The 17,989-nt window shown below is 44.6% G+C and carries 11 protein-coding genes; 4 read left to right on the top strand and 7 right to left on the bottom strand.

Annotation, left to right across the window (positions count from 1 at the left end):
• Window positions 1–37 precede the first annotated feature (37 nt).
• The 4 genes from DEF30_RS02870 to DEF30_RS02885 form a co-directional block, all read right to left on the bottom strand.
• Entirely contained in the window at window positions 38–238 is a 201-nt protein-coding gene (locus DEF30_RS02870; RefSeq protein WP_031575382.1) for a dodecin family protein, read from the bottom strand.
• 77 nt (window positions 239–315) lie between these two features.
• Window positions 316–756, bottom strand: coding sequence for a DUF2975 domain-containing protein (locus DEF30_RS02875; protein ID WP_366409318.1), 441 nt, complete (start codon window positions 754–756; stop codon window positions 316–318).
• Between the two features lie 169 nt (window positions 757–925).
• Window positions 926–2,431 (bottom strand): gamma-glutamylcyclotransferase family protein, encoded by a 1,506-nt coding sequence (locus DEF30_RS02880; RefSeq protein WP_294096300.1) that lies wholly within the window; start codon window positions 2,429–2,431, stop codon window positions 926–928.
• Window positions 2,432–2,520: 89 nt separating this feature from the next.
• Window positions 2,521–3,522, bottom strand: a complete 1,002-nt coding sequence (locus DEF30_RS02885) for a hypothetical protein (RefSeq protein ID WP_294096303.1) — start codon at window positions 3,520–3,522, stop codon at window positions 2,521–2,523.
• A gap of 421 nt (window positions 3,523–3,943) precedes the next feature.
• Here DEF30_RS02885 and DEF30_RS02890 point away from each other — a divergent pair, with 421 nt between their 5' ends.
• The 3 genes from DEF30_RS02890 to DEF30_RS02900 all read left to right on the top strand — a co-directional run bounded on the left by DEF30_RS02890 (window position 3,944) and on the right by DEF30_RS02900 (window position 7,934).
• Entirely contained in the window at window positions 3,944–5,065 is a 1,122-nt protein-coding gene (locus DEF30_RS02890; RefSeq protein WP_294096305.1) for a sugar-binding protein, read from the top strand.
• Window positions 5,066–5,197: 132 nt separating this feature from the next.
• Window positions 5,198–6,733, top strand: a complete 1,536-nt coding sequence (locus tag DEF30_RS02895; protein ID WP_294096307.1) for a sugar ABC transporter ATP-binding protein — start codon at window positions 5,198–5,200, stop codon at window positions 6,731–6,733.
• Window positions 6,734–6,755: 22 nt separating this feature from the next.
• Entirely contained in the window at window positions 6,756–7,934 is a 1,179-nt protein-coding gene (locus DEF30_RS02900; RefSeq protein ID WP_074912537.1) for a sugar ABC transporter permease, read from the top strand.
• A gap of 117 nt (window positions 7,935–8,051) precedes the next feature.
• Here the strand turns inward: DEF30_RS02900 and DEF30_RS02905 are convergent, their stop codons facing one another.
• Window positions 8,052–13,136 carry an SdrD B-like domain-containing protein gene (locus DEF30_RS02905; RefSeq protein ID WP_294096310.1) on the bottom strand — a complete coding sequence of 1,695 codons (5,085 nt, stop codon included), beginning with the start codon at window positions 13,134–13,136 and terminating at the stop codon, window positions 8,052–8,054.
• 522 nt (window positions 13,137–13,658) lie between these two features.
• On the opposite strand from DEF30_RS02905, the gene DEF30_RS02910 reads away from it, so the two are divergent.
• Window positions 13,659–15,098, top strand: coding sequence for a MerR family transcriptional regulator (locus DEF30_RS02910; protein WP_294096312.1), 1,440 nt, complete (start codon window positions 13,659–13,661; stop codon window positions 15,096–15,098).
• Window positions 15,099–15,195: 97 nt separating this feature from the next.
• Here DEF30_RS02910 and DEF30_RS02915 read toward each other — a convergent pair whose 3' ends face one another.
• Together DEF30_RS02915 and DEF30_RS02920 are read right to left on the bottom strand one after the other, a co-directional pair.
• A complete protein-coding gene (locus DEF30_RS02915) occupies window positions 15,196–16,602 on the bottom strand; it encodes an MATE family efflux transporter (RefSeq protein ID WP_294096314.1) in 1,407 nt (468 codons plus the stop codon).
• Window positions 16,603–16,768: 166 nt separating this feature from the next.
• The gene (locus tag DEF30_RS02920; RefSeq protein WP_294096315.1) at window positions 16,769–17,953 is read right to left on the bottom strand and encodes a DUF2812 domain-containing protein; all 1,185 of its coding nucleotides are present in this window, start codon (window positions 17,951–17,953) and stop codon (window positions 16,769–16,771) included.
• Between the last annotated feature and the right edge of the window lie 36 nt (window positions 17,954–17,989).

The following is a 17,989-nucleotide window of genomic DNA, read 5'->3' on the forward strand; positions in this document are numbered from 1 at the left end:
AAAAAGCCGCAGCTTCTTTTGCTGCAGCTCTTTTGATTCAGTCTACGAGGAAAGATATTTTGACATTCACTCTATAAGTAGTAATTTCTTCGCCCTCTACCACAGCCTGCATTTCTTTCACATACACAGACTTGATGTTCTTCACGGTTTTTGAAGCTTCCTTCACTGCATCTCTTGTTGCAGCTTCCCATCCATCTTTTGATTCCGCCAGAAGCTCAATGACTTTCACAACTGCCATATTCTAAAGACCTCCTTCTTTGTTTTTTTCATCATAACAAAGAAGCATAGAGAAACTATGAGGAAACACCAAACAATCTATGAATACCGTTCTTCCTTCTCCAGAAAGAGACTGAAAAGCGCATAACCTGCTCCTCCAAATAAGATGGGTAAGCTGAAGAATAAAATGAGTCCAGGTGCATCGTCAACGTCTGCCAGACGGTAAGTAAAGGGCAGCATCAGCAGAAAAATGATACTAAAGACCGCGGCAGAGGCTCTGGCTTTTCTCCATATACTCTGCCTGTTCTTCCCCGCTGCATCTTCTCTTTCCTTCAGCAGGCTTAGCATGAGCTGAAGGAGATAAATCACGGGCAGGATGGACAGGTACAGACCTCCAATGAGCGGATAAAGTAAACCCGCATAGCGTGGATTCACAGGCTCTTCCAAAAGAGAGAACAGAAACATCAAAGAGACCCCCACAATCACAACTGTTAATAGCACCAGAAAACTTTTTAGATACAGCTTATACCATTTTTTCATCACAATCACGCTCTACTGTTAAGGTATCCACAGAAGGATCTCAGCCTTTCTGTGAACTCAGAGCTATTTTATCATCATTTTTATTGAATAACAATAAAAATATATTATTATTCAATTCTATACCATTTCTCCATTCCTAGCCTGCTCCTAGAGAACCGTGTGGTAAGACTTATCTGAATGCGTTCCGATCTTCCACGTAATCCTCCAGAAGAGTCTTCTCCACATTGGGATAATTCTCCAACAGTCCTTCCAAGAGTACACTTTTATAGAGTGCTCCCGCATCATTTTTTGCCTTCACTCTTTTACTGGTGAAAGTCATGGCAGGAATGCCCTCGATATCTTTCAGCCTCACTGGAAGACCGTACCAGGAAGTGTCTTCGTCCGGTTCATTTCCACCATTTTCTTCCCGTAGGATATGCTGATACTGGGTTTTTGTCACAAGATAGGCCACGCCATAGGCTTTTCCAGGCTTTGTGGTATCCAGAAAAGAGACGCCTTTTCCTTCCCAGGATCCTGATTTGCCGCCATAGTACATGTCAAAGGGTATAGTGACCTTCTTCTTTCTCCTTGGGAGCCTTCTGTCTATGCATTCTTTCTGATGTCTCCCAAGCCCTCGGAAGCTTCCGCCCTCCAGATAATACCTGAACCGCTCAAGAAGCATATTGGACCCGTAGGAAACATACCAGATGAGTTCTTCCTTGGGGACCCATGGCTGATCCGTGACTGCCACTTTATTCTTCTTTTCCACTTCATGAAGATACACATAGGTGCCCACAGGATAAAGCATGATGCCCTCCTGCCATACGGAAACTTCACGATAGCTGTAGAGATGCCCTTCCCCCTCCAGATGATGAATCCGCTGCAATGTTTCACGGGTGACTTCATAGACCTCGCCTAAGACTGTACCGTCCTTCTCTTCTTTAATCCCAGGATAGCTCCCCAGGTGATATAGCGCATAGCCTCTCAGCTGAGCCTCTCCAAGATATCTGCTTCCAGAAAGATATGCCTCATGATTTCTGTTTCCTTTCATTAGAGTCCCATAGACAAAAATTCTTGCCATTTCATTTTCTCCTCTCAGTTTTTTCAGCAGTGCTTTTGCTTCTTCTGTATGGTCTTCTCCCCAGTCAGAATATACCGCTTCCCCACGGCATTTCCATGCAAGATCATCCACCGCTGCCTGGAATGCCTTTGAAAACTCCGGTGCATCCTCTGGAAATCTTCGGAGAAACTCCATTACATTTCCTTCTTCAAAGAGTCTCAAAGTTTCCATAAGGCCTTGCAGTCCATCATGTCCTGCCCCTAAAAACCCTCGCCCTGTAGCGCCGTGAAGAAGCCTTCTGAATATCTCATCAAATCCATCGAGAGTTGTAACTTTCTCCAGATTCTTCAGCTTCATCTGCATCAGAATGGCACAGGATATATACGTTGGGTGATAAAAGTAACGGACTCTGGAGTCACTGGGCATCTCCTCTGGTGAACCAAGGCCCAAGAAGTACAGTTTCTCATTTCTTGGAAGCGCCTTGGCATCCTGCAGCATTTTCCTTGCATAGGCCACGGCATCCTCTTCAGAAACTCCCCCGGACTTGATTTCTCTAAAGTCCTCCATCAGCTTGGCAATGATCTTTTCCATTTCCGTGGTATCGATGGTTTCCGGTCTGTAAAATATGTTTTTCATAAAGTTTCCTCCTCATGTTTTCCTTTGCTTTATGTTTTCATGATAGAGGATGGGATTGATTCTTGGTATGAAACCCGGTTTCAATTGGATTAGTACAGCTCTTCTTTGGTATAGGCACTTCTTAAGACACGGTCAAAGAATACGGTCCTTACCCCCTCTTTATACTCAATCTTCAGGAAGCTTCCTTTGTAGGTTCCTGGGATGCATCGGCACTCCTCGAGAAAGACAGCACTGCCGTCCTCTTCCAGGTACACCATAAAAAAAGACTTTTCATTTTTCATGCAGTCCATGAGTACGCTGGGTCCGTCCGTCGTCTTAAAACGCTTCTCTTCAAGAAAAGCATCGCTCTCTGAGCGTGCTAACGCCTCATAAAATGCAGTATCTTCCTGAATAAGCTCTTTTGACACCTGGAGAATTCTATTTTTTCCAAAGGAAGAAAGCTGCATCCAAAGGTCTTCTGCTGACTTCTCTGCATAGGCTTTCATCAACGGATTCTCCATCATCATTTGGAGACCCTTCAGCGCTGCAATGACTTGGGTCAGGTTCCAGGTGAGAAAAAACGGATGAACCGTGGAGGAGAACAAGACTTTTCCATTTTTTCTCTCCATATCCCGGATCTCAAACTTCCGGCCTAGAATCTGAATGGGATCCTCATCCAGTCCCCGGAGCTTTTTAAGATCTTCCTCCAGAGTCCTTGTGCTCACCCATAAGCGCTCACTCAAATCCTCTATATCGAGATCACCACCTTGAAGCTCCTTTGCCAGATACATTTGACGCTCAAAGGTATTCCACACATCCACTTCAGGAAAAGAGACTTCTATACTGCATTGATGCACCTCTAAAAGATACTGAAGAAATTTTTTATAGACGAAGATTGCTGTACCTTTATGATTCTTATAGGATCGAACCGCTTCTTTCATCGCCCGCTCCAGCTCATCCTGATCCAAATCCGGCAGAGCATACTGAGCTTCCAATAGCTTTATCAGGGAAGTTACTGTAGATTTTTTTAGAGAAGAATATTCATAATAATGCTTATAATTCTCTGGTGTCATGATTTCATCAAACCATGGGCCCTTCTTGATGCCCGTCATATCCATCGACTCCTTTCTCGTATTTTTTTCATCCTATAGCTGTATCTTACTGCGAAAATAGCAAAATGGAAATATAATTTCTATCATCCGATATCATTCATACTCCTCTATCTGATTCACTCCATAAATAATAAAATCAAGAAAATCGACCCTGTTTTTTTTGATACTAAAGTTTAACCCAAGATAAATCTTCATTTTTTCAATAATTCTTAAACCTGTACGAACAAGATTGACAACGTTTACTTGATTCGTTAAACTAAATACGAACAGACCTGAATAGGCTTGTTAAATTTCGACAGCTATTCTCCGACTCTGAAAAGGGCTGAACTTCGCTTTAAATTGGCTGAAAATTCAGTGAAGTTTACAGCGCTTATACAGAACCGGCAGTTTTTGCTGTCAAAAAAAAGAGAGGGGTAAAAGAATGAAAAAGAACCGTAAACTTGTCATCTTATCCGCAGTGCTTTCCGCAATGATGCTGTTTTCCGTAGCCTGTTCCTCTGGCGATACTGAAGGAAATGGCGATGGCAGTGTGGATATCGGGATCGTTCTTCCTACAAAAGATGAGCCCCGCTGGGTTCAGGATGAGACCAGATTCAAGGAAGCTCTCGCAGATACAGACTACTCTGTAGAAATTCTCTTCAGCCAGGGATCCTCTGCGAAGGAAAAAGAAAATGTGGAATCACTTCTGACCAAGGGAATCAAAGTACTGATCATCTGCCCACACGATGGAGATGCCGCTGCCGCTGCTGCTGAAGCTGCCGCTGCTGAAGGCGTCAAAGTCATCTCTTATGACCGTCTCATCACCGGTACTGACGCTGTAGATTACTATGTGACATTTGACTCCGTTGCTGTTGGTGCGGCTCAAGGCCAGTATCTCATCGACAAAGCTTCCGGCAAAGACAATCCACTCTATCTCTATGCCGGCGCAGCAACAGACAACAATGCATTCCTGTTCTTTGAAGGCGCATGGAGCGTTCTTCAACCTAAAATCAAGGATGGCACCTTTGTCATCAAGAACTCCCCAGAAGCTGTAGCACTTCAGGACAAAGCTGAGCTGACCCGTGATGAAATGTCCAAGATCATCGGACAGATCACCACCAACTGGGATTTCAATGAAGCGAAGAACAAGGCTGAATCTCACCTGACTGCTGCATCTGCTGCAGACAAGGGCGATGTATTTATCCTTGCACCAAACGATGGAACCGCAAGATCCATTGCGGACACCTTTGCCACAGACACTGATGTCACCAGCTTCGTTGTAACAGGACAGGATGCTGAAAAAGCTTCCGTTCAGTACATCATCGACGGAAAACAATCCATGACCGTATTTAAAGACGTGAGAACTCTAGTAAAAGACTCCATTGACATGGCTGTTTCCATTCTGAAAGGTGAAACTCCTGGAACCACAGGCGCCTATGACAACAAGAACAAAGAAGTTCCTGCAAAGCAGACTGAAGTTATTACTGTGGATCAGGAAAATGTGAAGGCAGCCCTCATTGACTCCGGATATTATGAAGCATCCGAGTTTACTGGACTGGAATAACAGCTCAGGCCACAAAAAAATAGAGTACCATCAGATAGTGAAAGCCATTTTGGCTTTCACTATTTATGATATACGAGATCTGGAAAGGCTCTGGCCTTTTCCGAGCATCCGCAAACAGAGGAGAGGGAAAATATGGAAACTGCTCTTCAGACAGATTATATTCTGGAAATGAAAAACATCACCAAAGTCTTCCCGGGGGTAAAAGCCCTGGATGATGTGAATTTCAAAGTAAAGCGTGGAGAGATCCACTGCCTTGTGGGAGAAAATGGTGCCGGTAAATCCACCTTGATGAAAGTGCTCTCCGGCGTATGGCCCTTTGGATCCTATGAAGGAGATATCCTTCTCAATGGAGAAGTGCAGAAGTATCAGGGCATCCATGACAGCGAAAAAGCAGGCATTGCCATCATCTATCAGGAGCTGGCCCTTATTCCTGAGCTTTCTGTCTATGAAAACATCTATCTGGGCCACGAAATCAGAAAAGGCAGATTCATCGACTGGAACGAGACCATCAAAATGTCCAAAGAAATGCTGAAAAAAGTAAGACTCAACATAAACCCTGAAACCAAAATCAAGGACCTTGGTGTCGGCAAGCAGCAGCTCATCGAAATCGCCAAAGCCTTCAGCAAAGAAGTGAGCCTCATCATCCTGGATGAGCCCACGGCAGCACTAAATGACGACGACTCCGCAAACCTTCTGGAGCTTCTTCTGGAGCTGAAAAAGGAAGGTGTCACTTCTATCATGATCAGCCATAAGCTGAAGGAAGTCATCCACATCGCAGATACCGTCACCGTCCTTCGGGATGGCAAGACCATCTGCTCCCTGTCCAAAGAGAAGGGAGAAATCTCAGAACCTGTCCTCATCCGAAACATGGTGGGCAGAGCCATCGATGACATCTTCCCCAAGCGGCTGGAGAAGAATCTGGGAGAAACACTTCTGGAAGTGAGAAACCTCAGCGCTGTAGATCCTAAAAACGGGAAAAAGGTGCTGAAAAACGTCAGCATTCATGCGAAAAAAGGAGAAGTGGTGGGCATCGCCGGTCTCATTGGTGCAGGACGGACAGAGCTCGCCTCCTGCATCTTCGGGAACCCCAAAGGGTTCAAAATGGAAGGAGACATTTTTGTAGACGGTGAGAAGCATACCTTCCATCATCCGAAAGATGCCATCAAAAAAGGCATCGCCTATGTCACGGAAGACCGAAAAAAGGAAGGACTCATCCTTCTTCAGGATATTAAGAACAACATCAGCCTGGCCAATCTGAAAGGCATCTCCTCCAGCGGCATTGTCAATGACAATGAAGAAATCACTGTAGGAGAATCCTACCGGAAATCGCTTGGCATCAAAACCCCTTCGGTGGAGCAGCTCACAAGAAACTTAAGCGGCGGAAACCAGCAGAAGGTTTCCCTGGGCAAATGGCTGAACACAAAACCAAAGGTTCTTATTCTGGATGAGCCCACCCGAGGCATCGATGTAGGCGCCAAGTTTGAGATCTACACCATCATCAACAGCCTGGTCAAAGAAGGCATGAGCATCATCATGATTTCCTCCGAGCTTCCGGAAATTCTGGGCATGAGCGACCGCGTCTACGTGGTTGCAGAAGGCAAGATCACAGGGGAACTGCCTGTGGAAGAAGCCACCCAGGATAAAATCATGGAACTTGCCACAGTCTGAGAACAAAGAGGAGGAAGAAAAAATGGAACTGCTTAACGATCTCAAAACCATGCTCAAGAAAAATATCCGTGAATACGGCATGTTCATTGCCCTTTTTGCCATCATGCTCGTATTCTCCATCCTCAGTGATGGCGTGTTCATGTCTCCCCGAAACATCAGCAATCTCATAAACTCCATGGGCTACATCGCCGTCCTTGCTGTGGGTATGACCCTCATTCTCATCATCAAGCACATTGATCTGTCTGTGGGATATGTGGCAGGATTTCTAGGTGCTGTGGCAGCAATGCTGATGACTTCCTGGGATCTGCCGGTGCTCCTCGTGATTCCCATCATACTCTTTCTGGGTATCCTCATTGGTCTCTTCAATGGCTTCATGGTCGCAAAGCTTCAGCTTCCAGCCTTTGTGGTTTCCCTGGCAGGCATGCTGATTTTTAGAGGAGCTCTTCTCCAGGTCACAGCAAAAACCGGAACCATCATCATCCCGAACAAAACCTTCAATAACATCGGAGTCGGTTACATCCCGGACCCCGTGAAGCTCCTTCCAGGCTTTCACACGTTGACTTTAGTCATCGGGGCACTTTTCATCGTTTTCTTCATTCTGGCCCAGTTCAAGAACCGGAAAAATAAGCTGAAATATCAGTTTGAAGTGGTGCCCATCAAGATCTTCTACATCAAGCTGGTGTTTGTATCCGCGCTCATCGCCTATGTGACCTATATCCTCTCGGACTATAACGGTCTTTCCTGGACCGTTGTCATTGTCCTCATCGTGGTGGCTCTTTATCATTTCCTCACCACAAAGACCGTTCTTGGAAGACACATCTATGCAGTGGGTGGCAATGATGAAGCCGCAAAACTCAGCGGAATCGACGTAAAAAAGGTCACTCTTTTCGTCTTCTCCTCCATGAGCATGCTGGCTGCCCTTTCCGGTATTCTATACACCGCAAGGCTCCAATCTGCAACGGTCACCGCAGGAACAGGATTTGAACTGGATGCCATCGCCTCTGCTTATGTGGGCGGTGTTTCCGCAGCTGGTGGTGTAGGAAAGGTCACTGGCTCCATCATCGGTGCTCTTGTTATGGCTTCACTGACCAGCGGTATGAACCTCCTGAATGTAGGCGCATCTTACCAGTACATCATCCGTGGTGCCATCCTCATTCTTGCTGTGGTTTTCGATGTGCAGACCCGAAACAAAGCAAAATAGTGCAACAAAGAAAGGAACCACCCAAAATGGATGGTTCCTCTTTTTCTGTCCTTAGGAGATTCTGGCGTGAGCCATGGACTCTCCTTTTTACTTTATTTTTCTGTCACTGGAAGATGTCTAGTACTTGGTTGTATTATAAAAAGCATTCATCTCCCAGAAAGGAACATAGGTCTCAGAGTGTGCTGCGATGTAGATTGGACCAGATTTCTTTAATGTAATCTCATAGGTGAAGCTTGTGGTCTGGTCTGTAATGGCAGGCTTATATGGGAACTGACCAGGGTCTGCTGTGTAAACGGATGTCTTTCCGGTCTTCTTCACTGGCAAAGGTGTCTCACCCACATAGAGGTGAATCTTCTTTAATGAGAATCCAGACTCCATCTCGTATCTTAAAGATACCAGCTTGTCATGGTACTCTACATAAAGTTTACCTGCGAGAAGTCCCTTGGTGACATCATTCTGTCCTGCTCCTGTATAGATTGGGAAGATGTAGCTGCCTTCAGGAAGAGGTCCATTGGTCCATCCCCATTTGGCATTTTCAACTAGAGTATTGATTGGGATGGCATAGTCTCCACCAAAGGCCCATCCGGTCTCCATATAGAGCATCTGTCTGACTTCCACAATCTCTGTGTCACTGTCTCTGATCTCATTGGGAAGCCCTGCAGGATTTGCAAGAACAGATGCTGTATTTTCCAGCATACCGATGTCTGCGGTGGTAAGCAGTCTTGTGTACTGCACTTCTTCAGAAGCGCCAATGGCTAAGGAGCCTGTAAATCCAGCTAAAGTTCCTGCCAGAGTATCTTTCACAACAACGTTCACAAGATCAATGTCTCCTGTATTTGTGATTTTCACCGTGTAGGTCAGGGTATCGCCCACATGAGCCATGGAGGTATTGACGCTCTTCTCCAGCTTGATATGAGGATGTACCAGATCTACCGATACGCTGTCTTCCAGTTCAAACTTAGAAAGAAGCTCAAATCCCATTGGACTTGCAGTAAGCTTCACGGTGTTCTTCAGCTCAGTCCAGCCATACTTCGTCATGTAGTCAGGATCGTCAGTGGCTTTGACCACATATGGAACCTTAAAGGTCTTTGTCATGCCCGAGGCAAGTTCAAAGGTCTCATCAAGGCCCAGCATTGGATCCGTTACATGCACCTTCATATCTGGTGCGAAGTCTTCCTTTGTCAGATTCTTCACGGTAATGGTGTAATTGATGGTATCGCCCACCTTGGAGATCTCGGTATCTGCTGTCTTCTCTATGGAGATGTCCGGTACGAAGAGCTTCACTTCATGAGAATCCGATGCATTCAGGATGTTCGGGAATCCCTTAGGAGATGCGGTGACAGAAGCCGTGTTCTTCACAGGGCTCATATCTTCAGGCTTAATCATGTAGGTATAGGTGTACTCCTTGGACTCACCAGATGCAATTTCCGCATCGGTCACTACGTTTCCTGCATGATCATCCACAACGGAGTAGATAAGATTTGGTGCATCCATGGAGCTGGTATTCTTTACAATAATCTTATAGTTGATGGTGTCACCAATCATCGAAACGGTCTTGTCTGCGGTTTTCTCGATGGTGATGCCAGGCTGGAACAGCTCTACCGTATGTGTATCCGAACCTGTGACTTCCTTGACAAACAGTCCGCTGACATACTTATACGTCGCTGTGACACTGTTGATGAATGGATCCTTTGCATCTGCTGGGATGACAAACGTCTTAGTGATCTTCTCTTTCTCGCCCACTGCCAAAGTCTTCTTGGCAAAGAGTGCGGTCAGATCAAAGTCAAAGGTCTTGTCATATACAGACACCAGTTCCAGAGGAACATCACCGATGTTCTCTACTTCAAAGCTGTACGTGACTTCATCTCCAATCTTCGACAGAGGATCTCCGTCTTTAGTGATCTTTATGATTGGATGAAGCACTGTGGTTTCGGCAAATGCGCTGCCTCTATAGACGTTCGGGAACTTCTCGAAGGAGGTCACAAAGGAAGCTTCATTCTTAATGACAGATCCTCTCTCCGCATCCATTGGAATCACATAGTTCATCTCTTCTCCGTCAAAGGTCTTGGATTCTCCTGGCAGAAGTTTGAAAGTCTTTGCGGCTCCACCAACAAATCCTAGAAGCTCATCTGTCAGTACAAAGGTTGTTTCAGGTGTATCTTCTGAGCTTAGGTTCTTCACCGTAATGGTGTAGTGGACCGTCTCTCCAGGTACGGCTTTTGCTTTGTCCACTTTCTTTTCAATGCTGTAGCTTGGCTGGAAGAGATTTACGCTGTGCTTGGAATCTGAAGATACTTCTTTCGAGAAGGCACCATTGACATATTTATAAGTCGCCGTAACGCTGTTCAGGAATGGGTCTTCTGCGCCTTCTGGAATCAGGAAGGATTTTGTGACCTTCTCCTTCTCTCCCACACCTAGGGTATTTTTCAGGAAGAGCGAGGTGAGGTCAAAATCAAAGGTGCTGTCATAAATCTTTACTTTTTCCAGTGGCACATCGCCGATATTCTCCACTTCAAAGCTGTAGGTGGTTTCATCACCAATCTTGGAGAGTTCATCGCCTGTTTTTGTGATCTTTATCATTGGATATACAATGGTCGTTTCAGCAAATGCAGTTCCACTGTACTTATTTGGGAAGTTCTCAAAGGAGGTGACATAGGAGGCTTCATTCTTGATGATGGAACCTCTTGCCGCATCCATTGGAATGGTATAGTTCATCTCTTCTCCGTCAAAGATCTTGCTCTCTCCTGGGAGAAGCTTGAAGGTTTTTGCTGTGGCATCTTTAAACCCAAGCAGCTCATCTGTGAGAACAAAGGTTGTTTCTGGAGTGTCTTCTGAACTTAGATTCTTCACAGTCACTGTATAGTGCACTGTCTCTCCGGGAACTGCTGTCGCCTTGTCTACCTTCTTCTCAATGCTGTAACTTGGCTGGAAAAGATTCAGGCTGCTGGTGGCGCTGCTTGAAGTTTCCTTGGTGAAAGCACCATTGACATATTTATAGGTTGCCATGACGCTGTTCACGAATGGATCTTCTGCATCTTCCGGAATCATAAAGGACTGCTGAACACTTTCTTTTTCCCCAACACCAAGGGTATCTTTCAGGAACAGTGGTGTCAGATCAAATTCAAAGGTGTCATCCACAATTTTTACTTTTTCCAGAGGCACATCACCGATGTTCTCCACCTCAAAGGTATACAGAGCCATATCTCCAATCTTGGAGAGCCCTTCCCCAGTCTTTGTGATCTTGATGATGGGATAAACCACTGTGGTGTCTACGGAAGCGCTGCCGTCGTAGACATTCGGGAAGTTCTCAAAGGAGGTCACAAAGGAAGCTGTGTTCGTAATGACAGAACCTCTCTCCGCATCTTCTGGAATCACATAGTTCATTTCTTCACCGTCGAAGATCTTACTTTCTCCTGGGAGAAGTTTAAAGGTTTTTGCTGTAGCGTCTTTGAATCCAAGCAGTTCATCTGTCAGCACAAAGGTCGTCTCTGGTGTGTCTTCTGAACTTGTATTCTTCACAGTCACTGTATAGTGTACCGTTTCTCCAGGTACTGCCTTTGCTTTATCCACTTTCTTTTCAATGCTGTAGCTGGGCTGGAAGAGGTTTGTATCATGGGTTGCTTCGCCTTTGGCTTCTGCTTCCATATACTTGTACACAGCCGATACCTTGTTGACAAAAGGATCGTCTTCCGTTTCAGGAACATTCATCTCAAACTCATGACTCTCCGTTGCCCCCACTGCCAGGCTTGGTCCGAATCCGTTGGCAACAGATCCTGCGTCCAGTGGACCAAACTTGTCATCTGTGATGCTTACAAGCTCCAGTGGCACATTACCTGTATTCTTTACTGTTACTGTGAACTTGATGGCATCTCCAATCTTTGAAAGGGTGTCTCCTGTTTTTGTCACTTCAATCTTTGGATCAGGCAAGAAGTTACCAAAATCCACTCCGGATATAATGGTATCTCCCGAATCTGGCATCAGCATGGATGGAATCCTCCATCTCCAGCTTCCCTCGCCCAGAACGTCCTCCTTATAAGAAGTGGCACCAATGGGCAGCGACTCCACTTTGTTTGGATAGGTCTGCATATAGTTTGGTTCCATCATCTCATAAATAAGAAGCTCTGAACCGTAGGACAGCTCTTCAAACATATATACACCACTCGTATCTGTCTTGGTCTCCAGAGGCACCAGAATGTCCTCAATCTTACCGATGAGCTTGATGGTCCAGTTTGGAAGACCTGGCTCTCCTTCATCAAACATTCCGTTGTTGTTGGCATCCAGGAACTTTTTACCTGTCACTGTACGGTAGCTTTCAGGAGTATCCGGAAGCTGCACATCTCTGCTTCCTTTTACGTCCAGCATACCAAAGTGTCCGCTGGATCCTGTCTCAGGTCCTGAACCATATCCAATGGGATCAAAGTCCAGAACATTATAGATATAGCCTCCCCAGCCTGCAGGTGCGCCACTGGCATAGGCTTTCTGAAGATCTCTTGAGAAAATGGAGGTTCTGGCCAGGTGAAGCTCAAAATAAATGTAGAATGAATCTACAGTATTGGGATCCTTTCCCTGGGCCTCCAATGCATTCATAATATCTTCCGCAGTGACAATAAAAGCTCTTTTCTGATCGTAAATACTGCCCACTTGACCAATGGTTCCAGTTATTGCAGAGCGGTTCATCTGAGAGTTTGGCAGGTTCAGCAGTTCATATCCGTCCCAGGCGTTTTCTCCCGGATGGTTCTGAGCGATGTTCACGTTCTCCGGTGTGCCCAGTGGATAAGCATTTCCATCTGCCATGGGCCATCCTTCTGCAAAACCAAGCTCATCTGTACCAACCTGAATGCCCTTCACCAGGTCCACAAACATGCCCCACTCACCACTGCCACCAAGAGGATACGCTGCACTATACCAGATGGTCAGATCCGGAAAATTCTGGAATCCTGGGTAAAGACTCTGGAAATTGGAGATCTTTGCTCTTCCTGGGAAGTATTCTCCTTCTGCATAGGATTTACCAAGGTTACCCGTCGTCCAGTCGCCGTCCCAATCCTTTGTGTCCACATTAAATCCTTCTAAGGTAACACTGCCATCAAAATCTGCAGAATACACAATTTTCGTACCGAAGTTCAGCGTCATCACCATGAGAAATGCAATCAGTGCCGAAAGTCCTTTCAGCACCCGCCCACGACGCATTTTGTAGGCTGCCATTCTTCTGCACATCCTTTCACGCAATTTGCGTTTAATAAGAAACAGGAACGTTGTCTCTGGCAATAATTGATAATGAGACCTTTGGATACGCATAGAGTAATTAGCAATCCATATCAGTTCTTATATTTGTACAAATATGTTTAAAATCATTTAATTTTAATTCCTAGTATTTCTATCATATATGATGCTTTATAGTTGGATTTTATCAATATTATCAAGCAAATTCAATACTCTTATCCCTCATATCCGAAAGTTTATAAACATCATTCGCATTTCTCATCCTTAACATTTTATACATTTATTCTTATGTGTATTTTAATTTAATTTCTTTTTATTGGTAAAAATCATAGAATTCGACATTTTCATAGTTGGCTGAATTGAAAGCTGCAAGGCTGCCTTCAGCACATGCATCTCTAGCAGGCACGAAATTCCACAAGACCCACTGCTATTTCAGGTCCTATATTGACTCTAAAGCTGCTTCATACCTTATAATGAAGAAAAGATACAGAAAGGATTGACTTCATGAAGATTAAAGATGTAGAAAAGCGCACACAAATGGACCGGGCGACCTTATATTATTATGAGAAAGAAGGACTCCTGTCTCCAGAGAGAACCGAAAACGGATACCGAATCTATAGTGCAGAAGATCTCCTTATGATTGAAAAAATCAAACTGCTCCGCTCTCTTCAGATATCCATTGAAGAGTTAAAGGCAATGAAAAGAGATGACACCTCTCTTTCTTCTGTTCTGGAAACTCAGCTGGAACTCCTCTCTTCTGAAGAAAAGAAATCCCAGGACGCTAAAGAAATATGCCAGAAGATGCTTGCTCAAGGAGAAACTTTTGTGACTCTCTACCCAGAGCAGTACCTGAAATCAGAGGAAGACACCACATTCCTGAATAGATATGAGGATTTTCCCGAGGAGCTGCCTCAAGTCTATGATCCTATCCGCAGATTCTTTGCCAGATTCTTTGATTTTACCCTCTATGCTACCCTTTGGTATCTGACGCTTTATCTCACCCTGCGCATCGATCTTCAGAACCGACCTTTCCTTTATCTCATACTAGATCAGATGGTTACGATGGTTCTGATGCTTTTTGTGGAGCCAGTGTTATTGACCCTTTATAAAACAACTCCCGGAAAGAGGATTCTTGGATTGTGGATAGAACGCCGTGACGGTACACCACTTCAGTATCATGAGGGTTTCTCCAGAACTTTTCTGGTGCTTTTGGAAGGTATGGGATTTTTAGTTCCTCTCATCACACTCTTTACTCATATTATTTCCTACAACAGGTGTATCCAGGGAGAAAATCAGCCTTGGGATAAGAGCATCGCTTACCGAATTAAAGACCGAAAGATTCTAAGAGGTGTTCTACTTGGAGTATTGTTGACTATTCTTCTCAGCATCACTGCGCTCATCCAGTACGTATACTTCATGCCACCAAACCGGGGAAACTTGACGGTGGAAGAGTTTACAGAAAACTTCAACCACTATCAAAGAATCTACGACCTCCAACTGAATGGTAAGAGGCTGAAGTCTTCTGCAGCATGGGAATCACCTTACGACTTCAGAGATCTTTATCTTCCACACCATGTGACTACACCGCCAAATCTGATCTTCACCATGAAAGACGGTTTCGTAGAAGCGGTATCCTTTGATATCGATGTAAGAGACACAGACTTCTATGTCTATCACTATGGAGAATACATGAGCCTCATCAGTCTGGCTTTGATGACACCTGAACTGAACCTGGCCGCCACCCGGGAGAAAGCAGACAAACTTGTGGACTACTTTTCCTGGAACTCCTCCTCTTCCTTTACAATGAGTGTTTTGGGGGTGGATATCAACAATGATGTCCTGTTTGAAGGTTTTGAGGAAACACACAACCACACCATGCCTCTCCGGGATGTAGAGACCAATTTCTACAGACAAAAGTTTCTTGCTGCTAAATCTATTCCCTAACAAAGTAAAAGCAAAGGAGTTCGATAGCGTATCGGATTCCTTTGCTTTTGTATTATGTAATACAGTTCAATAGTTATCTCTAATTGGATGTAGCTTTCTACAATACTTCTTTTGTCCATCGGTTGGACTGATAGATATAGTATCCATAAAGCACCACCAGGATATTGGAGACATTCATGGCAATCCAGACACCTCTCTGACCTAACCCAGTGAACTGGTTGAAGATGAGAATCAAAGGGATTCTCACAAGCCAAAGCCTTCCAATGGCCATGAACATGGAGTAGTTTGTATGCCCCGCTCCCTGGAAGAGGCCCTGAAAGATGGAGAAAAGCCCCATGAGTGGGATGGTCGGCAGGATATAAATAAGGTACTCCAAGCTTTGGGACACCATGAGCTCTTCTGCTGTTGGGGTGAAGAAATAAATCAGCTCCGTTCTGAAGATATAGATAAGTGCACTGCCCACGAGACTGATGAGAAGGGAAAGCTTCACCGCTTTCCAGAAGCCTTCCTTGACCCGCTCCGGATTCTTCGCTCCCATATTCTGTCCTACGATGGAGGTGAGCCCTGACCCAATGCCCATGGCAGGCATCATGATGATGTTGTTGATGCGGTTGATGAGAGCAAAAGCTGCTAAAAGTGATGTACCATAGGATGCGATAAAGGTGTTGAGTAGAATGAATCCAAAAGCAGCACCTGACTGCCCCGTGGCACTGGGGAGTCCCACCTTCACAATCCGCTTCAGCTTCTTTGTTTCCAGAGGAATGTTTTTAAAAGACACCGAAAACGCCTTGGATGTTTTTCTCATCATGTAGTAACCAAGAAACATCAGCACCACATGAGCAATAGAGGTAGCAGCTGCTGCCCCTCCTACCCCCATGCCAAGTCCACGGATTCCTAATAGGGGTATTTCTGAAAAAATGAAAAATGGATCCAGAATGATATTCACCACCGCCGCGATGCTGTTGACGATGGTGGAGGATTTCGTATTTCCTTGGGCATTCATGATGGCCATGAACCCCATAAAAAGGATATGCGGAGGCACACCCAGGAAAATGATCTTCAGATACTCTGTGGAAAGAGCTCCAAATCGGCCCTCACCACCCATGAACTGAATGATATAGGGTGATGAGATATAGCCTAGCCCTCCGAGAATCAGTCCAATAAACCCACTGAAGAGGATCACATGATATGCGTACTCTTTTGCTTCCTTCTGCTTGTTTCTCCCGATGAGCTGGGCGAGGATCGAGGTTCCCGCAATCTGAACACCCATGCCGATGGCCTGAAAAAGAAACATCACGGGATTCACAAAAGATACTGCAGCAAACTCCGTGGTGCCAAGCTGCCCCACAAAGTAAGCATCTGCCATATTGTAGAGCGTCATGATGAGATTATTCACTATGAGTGGAAAAGAGATCATAAGAAGAACTGAGTACATGGGACCATTTAAGATCATCTCCGTCTTGGATGCTTTTTTCACCATGTTTATTTGTTCTGTTTCCGCCATCTTTATCCCCTCCCTTGCACTGGTGCAAAACCCACTGTGATGAAATCTCATTCTTTCTGATATAGTTCAATATACCATGTTTTCCCGGTGTACTGGACTTCTCTCCGGTACAGATTCTCCTCTAAAAGATACAAAAGGGAAGCACCCGCTTCCCTTTTGTACTCCACTATTCATTTGTAGAAACTGCCGTATCGTTGAGACTTTCTGAGATCTTCAACAGAATTGATTCCCTTGAAGGTTCCTTATCTGTATGATAGAACATACGAAGAACTAAGTCTCCTTTGACTGCTAGAATTTCCCATTCATTCCTAACATAGACCTCATCTAATCCATCTACAAGCACTTCTTCAAAATCACTGACAACAGTTCCATAGTATAGACTGGCTTTCAGCGATTCCAGAAACCGTTCTCGAATCCTTTGACTTTTGATGAGATATACGTCTTGATAAAGAGAGAGGTACCCATCAGGTCCATCGTAATATTCGTGAGTTTTAATCACTTCCCCAAAAACTGTTTTTCTGCTTTTATATTCTCCGTTATAGGAAACGGAAGATTCTTCTTTGCGAAATTCTCCTTCATGAAACTCCTCAATGGTTATGAATGGCCCTTCAAAAGAGCTGGGACTATCTCCTCTTACTGAGGTGGATCCCTCAATGAGCCCTAGAATCAGAACCCCTGAAACAAATACTGCAACAATGCCTTTTTTCCAGATTCTCATTGCTTTTTCAAAAGGAGTGATTGTCCTAAGAGGTACACCTTTTTTTAATTTCAAGATCAGGTACTGACTGCTGATCATTCCTATCGCATAATACCCGATGCCTAATGCAATCGTTCCAAATAAAAGGAATCCAAATGCCGGTGTATCAATGAGTATTTTATTAAAGGCCTCCACAAAAAACTTGAGATATTCTCCAACACTTCTTCTTGGATATCGGGACCTTTGTATCGTAAAGAGAATAAAATATGTGACAATCAAAGATAGAAATTCCTTCAGAAAACCCTTTCTCAATATCTTAACAGACTCTATCTGATCCTCAGGTTGTGTATAGAATTCTAGTGGATCTGTATTTTTGTCTGCAGAAAAAATCTGAATCTGACGCTTTCCGCATACATGGGTCCATCCACATTCCTCATAAACAAGGATCTGTTCTTCTGGAATCTTTCCATCTTCCAGCCTTTTATCGTCCACGATCTCCACCCGGTAGCTGAGATTCTTTGGTTCATCTTTTCGGAATCTGCTGAGTTGATGACCTCTTTTATCAAGAATCAGGCCTTTCTTAGCTTTTCTCTCATAAAACTCTTCCGTTTCTACAAGCGAAAAAGAACTTGGATGCAAACTGTATCTTTTCATATAAGCCCTCCAGTGTTATTCTGTCTGCTATGAGTG

The organism is Proteiniclasticum sp. (assembly GCF_003514505.1).
Taxonomy (GTDB): Bacteria; Bacillota; Clostridia; order Clostridiales; family Clostridiaceae; genus Proteiniclasticum.

Excerpts from the sequence above, each read along its gene's own strand:
- DEF30_RS02870 (WP_031575382.1), bottom strand. The coding sequence starts at position 238 with ATGGCAGTTGTGAAAGTCATTGAGCTTCTGGCGGAATCAAAAGATGGA.
- DEF30_RS02910 (WP_294096312.1), top strand. The coding sequence starts at position 13,659 with ATGAAGATTAAAGATGTAGAAAAGCGCACACAAATGGACCGGGCGACC.
- DEF30_RS02900 (WP_074912537.1), top strand. The coding sequence starts at position 6,756 with ATGGAACTGCTTAACGATCTCAAAACCATGCTCAAGAAAAATATCCGT.
- DEF30_RS02885 (WP_294096303.1), bottom strand. The coding sequence starts at position 3,522 with ATGACGGGCATCAAGAAGGGCCCATGGTTTGATGAAATCATGACACCA.
- DEF30_RS02895 (WP_294096307.1), top strand. The coding sequence starts at position 5,198 with ATGGAAACTGCTCTTCAGACAGATTATATTCTGGAAATGAAAAACATC.
- DEF30_RS02890 (WP_294096305.1), top strand. The coding sequence starts at position 3,944 with ATGAAAAAGAACCGTAAACTTGTCATCTTATCCGCAGTGCTTTCCGCA.
- DEF30_RS02880 (WP_294096300.1), bottom strand. The coding sequence starts at position 2,431 with ATGAAAAACATATTTTACAGACCGGAAACCATCGATACCACGGAAATG.
- DEF30_RS02905 (WP_294096310.1), bottom strand. The coding sequence starts at position 13,136 with ATGGCAGCCTACAAAATGCGTCGTGGGCGGGTGCTGAAAGGACTTTCG.
- DEF30_RS02915 (WP_294096314.1), bottom strand. The coding sequence starts at position 16,602 with ATGGCGGAAACAGAACAAATAAACATGGTGAAAAAAGCATCCAAGACG.
- DEF30_RS02875 (WP_366409318.1), bottom strand. The coding sequence starts at position 756 with ATGAAAAAATGGTATAAGCTGTATCTAAAAAGTTTTCTGGTGCTATTA.
- DEF30_RS02920 (WP_294096315.1), bottom strand. The coding sequence starts at position 17,953 with ATGAAAAGATACAGTTTGCATCCAAGTTCTTTTTCGCTTGTAGAAACG.